This window comes from Methylobacterium sp. Gmos3 (assembly GCF_056430985.1).
Map to the genome: position 1 here is coordinate 569678 of NZ_JBWJYL010000002.1, position 6545 is coordinate 576222.

Annotated in this window: 7 protein-coding genes; 4 read left to right on the plus strand and 3 right to left on the minus strand. The window is 70.8% G+C overall.

Annotation, left to right across the window (positions count from 1 at the left end):
- Positions 1 to 27: 27 nt before the first annotated feature.
- A complete protein-coding gene (locus tag ACS5Q7_RS06255; RefSeq protein WP_478338543.1) occupies positions 28 to 987 on the minus strand; it encodes a dihydrodipicolinate synthase family protein in 960 nt (319 codons plus the stop codon).
- A 99-nt stretch (positions 988 to 1086) separates the two neighbouring features.
- Positions 1087 to 1764, minus strand: a complete 678-nt coding sequence (locus tag ACS5Q7_RS06260; RefSeq protein WP_478338565.1) for a GntR family transcriptional regulator — start codon at positions 1762 to 1764, stop codon at positions 1087 to 1089.
- A 117-nt stretch (positions 1765 to 1881) separates the two neighbouring features.
- Between ACS5Q7_RS06260 and ACS5Q7_RS06265 the strand changes: the two genes are divergently transcribed.
- Entirely contained in the window at positions 1882 to 3474 is a 1593-nt protein-coding gene (locus tag ACS5Q7_RS06265; RefSeq protein ID WP_478338544.1) for an ABC transporter substrate-binding protein, read from the plus strand.
- Positions 3475 to 3526: 52 nt separating this feature from the next.
- Here ACS5Q7_RS06265 and cobT read toward each other — a convergent pair whose 3' ends face one another.
- On the minus strand, positions 3527 to 4552 hold the full coding sequence (gene cobT / locus ACS5Q7_RS06270) for a nicotinate-nucleotide--dimethylbenzimidazole phosphoribosyltransferase (RefSeq protein WP_478338545.1): 1026 nt from the start codon (positions 4550 to 4552) through the stop codon (positions 3527 to 3529).
- 107 nt (positions 4553 to 4659) lie between these two features.
- Between cobT and cobS the strand changes: the two genes are divergently transcribed.
- The 3 genes from cobS to ACS5Q7_RS06285 are packed head-to-tail and all read left to right on the plus strand — an operon-like array spanning position 4660 to position 6421.
- Positions 4660 to 5484: an adenosylcobinamide-GDP ribazoletransferase gene (cobS, locus tag ACS5Q7_RS06275; protein WP_478338546.1), complete on the plus strand. Its 825-nt coding sequence runs from the start codon at positions 4660 to 4662 to the stop codon at positions 5482 to 5484.
- A gap of 32 nt (positions 5485 to 5516) precedes the next feature.
- A complete protein-coding gene (locus ACS5Q7_RS06280; protein WP_478338566.1) occupies positions 5517 to 5729 on the plus strand; it encodes a DUF1289 domain-containing protein in 213 nt (70 codons plus the stop codon).
- A complete protein-coding gene (locus ACS5Q7_RS06285; protein ID WP_478338547.1) occupies positions 5726 to 6421 on the plus strand; it encodes a retropepsin-like aspartic protease family protein in 696 nt (231 codons plus the stop codon). The genes ACS5Q7_RS06280 and ACS5Q7_RS06285 overlap by 4 nt, the downstream gene beginning before the upstream one ends.
- Positions 6422 to 6545 lie beyond the last annotated feature (124 nt).

Below are 6545 nucleotides of genomic sequence, written 5' to 3' on the forward strand. Positions count from 1 at the left end.
TGCGTCGGCCCTCCCGGTTCGAGACGCTCAGGCCGCGTCCCGTGCGCCGTCCTTGGCCCAAGACGCGTACCACGCCTTGAACAGCTTCAGCTGCGTCTCCGCGTAGTGGCGCTGCCCGGCGCTCAGTTCGTCGGAGGCATTGAAATGCAGGGCGTATTCCGGGTTCCCCTCCAGGACCATCAGGTACTTGTAGAAGAGAACGAGGTCGGTCCCCTCATCGAAGCTCGACAGGATCCCGAGGGCCGAATCGAGCTCCATCGCTCGCCGCCGCGCCGCGACGTCGCCCGTGGCCGCCTTCTCGCACAGCGATACGAGGTGCAGCACCTCGCGCGGCAGGACGTTGCCGATGCCCGTGATGGCCCCCTTGGCCCCGCAATTCACGTAGCCGTGCACCACCTGCGTATCCACGCCGACCATCAGGGTGATGTCGGGGGACTGGCCGGTGATGTGCTCGGCCGCGTAGGTCAGCGACTGGGCGCCGCCGAACTCCTTGAACCCGACGAGATGGGGGTAGCGGTCCCGCAGGCGGAAGAAGAGTTCCGCCCGTGTCTCGAACCCGTAATACGGGCTGTTGTAGATCACCGCCGGCAGGTCGACCGCCGCCTCCAGGATGCCGGCGAAATGCGCTTCCTGCGCGGAGGCGGCACTGCCGCGCGACAGGACGCGCGGAATGACCATCAGGCCATGGGCGCCGGCCGCCTTGGCATGGGCGGCGAGCGCCGCCGCCCGCTTCGGGTTCTGGGCGCCCGTCCCCACGATCACCTTCACGCCGGCCGCGAGAAGCCGCTCGACGCCCTCCATCCGCTCCTCGTCGGTCAGGAGCGGCCAATCGCCCATCGAGCCGCAATAGACGACCGCCGACATCCCCGCCGCGACGAGTTCCCGCCCCTTGCGGGCCAGTGCCTCGAAATCGGGGGACCGATCCGGGCGGCAGGGGGTCATCAGGGCTGGGATCGTGCCGGAAAAGATCTGTCGGTCGGAGGCCATCGGCGATTCGTCCGGTCGGAGGAGGCAGGGGCGCGGCGGCAGGGGCACGCCGGGCGGGTCGCCTTTCTGTGACAGCGATCGGCCGTCAGCGCAAGGATTTTATACAATCTCCACGGTCTCGGCGCGCGCCGTCGGTTCGCCAAGAAACGCCAGCAGCGCGGTCGAGACGTGCGTGATGTGATCGAACAGGAGGGCACAGGCGGCCGACGCATGTCCGTTCCGGCAGAGGCGAACGATCTCGCGATGCTCCCGGTCGGCTCGCTCCAGCTCCGCCGCGTCGGTCGAGAGCTGGACGCGGGTATAGCGGTCGCATTCCGTCAACAGGGAGCCGACGAGGGCGAGCGAGCGCGGGCGATCCGCGCGGCTGTAGAGGAGAAGGTGCAGCTGCGTGTTGAGCGTCCCCCAGCGGGCCGTCGCACCGTCGCGAAGGGCGGCGGCGTAATCGTCCAACAGCCTGTCGGCATGATCGAAATCGGCTTCCGTCAACCGGGGTGCGGACAGCGCGAGGAGGCGCGGTTCGAGGATCGCCCGAAGCTCCAGCGCCTCGGCCGCATCGGCGGGGGACAGCGGCGCCACCGTCGCGCCCCGGTGCGGATGGATCCGCACCAACCCCTCGGCTTCAAGCTGGAACAGCGCCTCCCGGACAGGAATCCGGCTGGCGCCGAATTCCGTCGCCAAGCCGTCCTGGCGCAGCTGCGACCCGGCCGGATAGCGCCCGTCGAGGATGCGCTGCCGGATCTCGGCGCCGATCGAACCCGCGATGGTCCGGTTCTTCATCGTCTCGCCCACTTTCCATTCCCAACCGAAACAGAACCCTTGACGGCCGCCCCTCGGCTTGAAATTGTATAAAATCATGAGGGCATCGATGCCCGAGCACAAGAGGGGTCGACCGCGATGACGCTCCACCGTCGCCAGCTACTGGCCGGCACCGCCTCGGCGGCGGCCGCCGGGATCGGCCTCCCCTCGCGTGCGCGGGCGCAGTCCGGCGGCAGCGTGCTGCGCTTCATCCCCTCGACGCCGCTGCCGTCCCTCGATCCGATCGTCGCCACGAGCTACGTGATCCGCAACCACGGCTATCTCGTCTACGACACGTTGTTCGCGACCGACGAAGCCTTCCGCATCCAGCCACAGATGGTCAGCGCGTGGCAGACGGCGCCGGACGGCCTGCGCTGGACCTTCCATCTCCGGGACGGGCTCACCTTCCACGACGGCACCCCCGTCGAGGCGAAGGACTGCATCGCCTCCATCGCGCGCTGGTCCAAGCGGGATGCCTTCGGGCAGACGTTGGCCGGGTTCGTGGCGGAGTACGGCCAGGAGGACGCGCGGACCTTCACCATCAGCCTGAAGCAGCCCTTCCCGCTGTTGCCGGCGGCTTTGGGCAAGCTGTCCTCCAACGTGCCCTTCATCATGCCGGAGCGCATCGCCCGGCAGGATGCCTCGAAGCCGATCACCGAGGCGCTCGGCTCCGGCCCCTGGCGCTTCGAGGCGCGCGAATGGATCCCGGGCCAGAACGCGATCTACACGCGCCACGCCGCCTACCGGCCGCGCGAGGAGCCGCCCTCCTGGGCGGCCGGCGGCAAGGTCGCCAAGATCGACCGGATCGAATGGCTCGCGCTCACGGAGGCCTCGGCGGCGGTCGGCGCGATGATGCAGGGCGCCGTCGACTGGTACGAGCAGCCGCCGATCGACCTCGTGCCCGTTCTGAAGGGCAAATCGGACATCGAGATCCGCAACGTGCCGCTCGGGGTGATCCTGCTGATGCGGTTCAACCACACGCAGCCGCCGTTCAACAATCCCGAGATCCGGCGGGCCGTGATGATGGCCATGAAGCAGGACGACTACCTGCAGGCGGTGGTCGGCAATCCGGACTACTACAAGGAAGCAAAGACCTTCTTCACGCCGGGCTCGCCGATGTCGACCGGTGCGGGAGGGGGCGCCGCCATGCAGGCAGACCTCGCCAAGGCCAAGGCGATGCTGGCCAAGGCGGGCTATGCGGGGGAGCGGGTGGTGCTGCTGGCGCCGGCCGACCAGCCGATCGCCTACAACCAATCCCTCGTGACCCAGGATCTGCTCAAGCAACTCGGGATGAACGTCGATCTGGTCTCCACCGACTGGGGCAGCTTCATCGCCCGGCGCGGCAACCGGGGGCCGGTCGATGCCGGGGGCTGGTCGTTGTTCCACACCCTCTGGTCGGGGGCCGACGTCCTCAACCCGGCCCTGCACCCGCTGATCCGCGCCAACGGCCAGGCGGCCTGGTTCGGCTGGCCGGACGATCCGATGCTCGAGGGCCTGCGCAACGAATGGATCGCGACCACCGACGAGGCGCGGCAGAAGGCGCTGGCGGCGCAGATCGAGGAGAGGGCCTTCTCCGTCGTGCCCTACGCCCCGGCGGGCCTCGTGCAGCAACCGATGGCCGTGAGCAGGAAGCTCAAGGGCATGGTCATGGCCCCGGTCCAGTTCTTCTGGAACATCGAGAAGACCGGCTGAGATCCCTTCGCCCGCGCCAACGGCGGGGGGTTCTTGTGGGGAGAGCGCGGTGTCACCCCGTGGGGGACGCCGCCTTCTCGGACACCCCCGCCTGGGCGAAGGTCGCCATGCCGGTGTGGCAGGCGAGCGCGCCCTTGATGATGCCCATCGCCACGGCGGCGCCCGAGCCCTCGCCGAGGCGCATCCCCAGCGACACGACCGGCTTCAGGCCGAGCCGTTCCAGCACCTCGGCATGGGCGCCCTCGGCCGAGACGTGCCCCGCGACGCAATGGTCGAGGGCGGACGGGTCGAGGGCGTGGAGCACCGTCGCCGCCGCCGTCGAGACGTAGCCGTCGATCACCACCGGCACATGCTGCAACCGCGCGGCAAGGATGGCCCCTGCCATCGCCGCGATCTCCCGCCCGCCGAGCCGGCGCAGAACTTCGAGCGGATCGTCGAGATGGCCTGCATGGCAGGCGAGCGCCGCCTCCACCGCCGCGACCTTGCGGGACAAGCCCTCGCCGTCGACGCCCGTGCCGTGCCCGACCCAATGGGCCGGATCGCCCCCGAGCAGGGCGGCGTAGAGCGCCGCCGCGATGGTGGTGTTGCCGATGCCCATCTCGCCGATGCCGAGACAGTCGGTGCCCGCCGCCACCGCCTCCATGCCGAAGGCCATGGTCGCGACGCAGGCGCGCTCATCGAGCGCCGGGCCTTCGGTGATGTCGCCGGTCGGCACGTCGAGGGCGAGGTCGAACACCTTGAAGCCGAGCCCGTAGGCCGAGCACAACTGGTTGATGGCCGCGCCGCCGGCCGCGAAATTGTCGAGCATCTGCCGGTTCACGGCATCGGGGAAGGCCGAGACGCCCTTCCGCGTGACCCCATGGCTGCCGGCGAAGACGCAGACCAGCGGCCGGTCGAAGCTCGGCGGCGCCTTGGCCTGCCATGCGGCGAGCCACGTGACGAGATCTTCCAGCCGCCCCAGGGCGCCGGCGGGCTTGGTCAGCACCGCGTCGCGCGCGGCGACCATGGCGGCGGTCTCGGCATCGGGCCCCGGCATGGAGCGGACGAGGTTGCGGATGTCGTCGAAGGGCCCGCTCATCGCTGCCTCGATCCTGTGGGTGGACGCGTTCCGTGCGGACGGAACCGGCCCCGCCCGCTATGAATGGTGGAGCCGGTGCATCGAACCCGGCGCACGGGACCGCTTCGATGGACAGGCAGACCGGCGGCGAGGCCGATTGGCCAGGGCGCGAGGCCCTGCACGATCTCGCCGCGTGCTTGCGCTTCTACTCCTGCCTGCCGGTACCGCAACTGCCCGGCGAGCCGGATCCCCACCGCGCCCCGGATTTCACCCGCCTGCCCCGGATGCTGCCGCTGGCCGGGGTGATCCTGTCCCTTCCCGCCGCCCTGGTCCTGATGGCCGGCTGGCTCGGAGGGCTCGGGCCGTTCCTCTCGGCGACGCTGGCGGCGGCGGCGATGGCGGTCACGACCGGCGGGCTGCACGAGGACGGGCTCGCCGATCTCGCGGACGGGCTCGGCGCGGGCGGCGACCGCACGCGGATGCTGTCCATCATGCGCGACAGCCGAATCGGCTCCTATGGCGCGCTCGCCCTGTTCCTCGCCCTCGCCCTGCGGATCGGCGCCCTGGCGACGCTCCTCGACCGCACCGGCCTGCCCGCCGCGACGGGTCTCGTCCTCGCCGCGTCCCTCTCGCGCGTGGCGGCTCTGGCGCCGATGGTGCTGCTGCCCCCCGCCCGCAGCGACGGGCTTTCGGCCGCCGCCGGGCGCCCGAGCCGCGCGAGCCTCATGCTCGCCGGCCTCATCGGCCTGTTGCTGGCGCTCGCCTCCCTGGCCCTCGGGCTCGGAGCGGGCGGCGTGGCGGCGATGGTCGTCCTCTGCGGCCTCGCGGCGCTCGGCGTCACCGCCCTCGCGCGGCGGCGGCTTGGCGGCCAGACGGGCGACGTCATCGGCGCGTGCCAGCAGGCGGCCGAGATCGCCGCCCTGCTCGGTCTCGTCGCGGCCCTGGCACCTTGACCTCGCCGCCCTCGCTCCACCACATCGCGGCCATGTCCGCCGCCCCACCGAAACCCTCCAGCCCCTGCACCAAGGTCTGCGTGCTCGATGACGCCACCGGCCTGTGCCGGGGCTGCGGACGCACCCGCGACGAGATCGCCGGCTGGGGGATGATGCGCGAGGCCGAGCGCCACGCGATCATGGCCGGGCTCGACGCGCGGCTACGCGCCGCCTACCCCGCCCTCGCGGAGCCCCCGGGCCGATGATCTGGCTCGGCCTCGGGGCGCTCGGGCTCGTCCTCGCCGCCCTCGTACTGTCCGATGGCAGCGACACGGTCGGCGGCGGCCTCTCCCCCGACACGCTGGCCAACATCGCCTGGACGGGCACGATCCTCGCGCTGATCGTCGCCGGGTTCTGGCGGCAGTTCCGGGCCTCGCCGCTGCGCCATATTCAGGCGCTCGCCGCCTGGGGTTTGATCGGCGCGGCCCTCGTCCTCGGCTACAGCTACCGCGACCGCCTTCAGGACGTCTCCGCGCGGGTGGTGGGCGACCTGCGGCCGGGCTCGGCGGTGAACGGCCCCGGCGGGACGGTGACGGTCACGCGGCGCTCGGACGGGACGTTCCGGGTGCAGGGTCGCGTCGGTGGAGCAAGCCAGGACTTCCTGTTCGACACGGGCGCGAGCAGCGTGGTGCTCACCGCCGAGAACGCGGCCTCCCTCGGCTTCACGCCCCGGCCCGACGAGTTCAACGCCCGCGTCTCCACGGCGAACGGCCCGACCAGCGCGGCGCCGATCCAGTTGGAATCGCTCTCCATCGGCTCGATCACCGAGCGCAACGTGAACGCGATGGTGGCGCGGCCCGGCGCGCTCTCCGGCAACTTGCTTGGCCAGACCTTCCTCGACCGCCTCTCCCGCTACGAGGTGCGCGGCGACAAGCTGATCATGACGCAGGGGCGCTAGCGCGGTTTCGGTTTGATCCGGATCACCTGCTTCACCGTCTTTGCGAGCGACAGCGAAGCAATCCAGGGCAGCGGGACCTGAACGGATGTGGCGGATCCCTGGATTGCTTCGCTTCGCTCGCAAA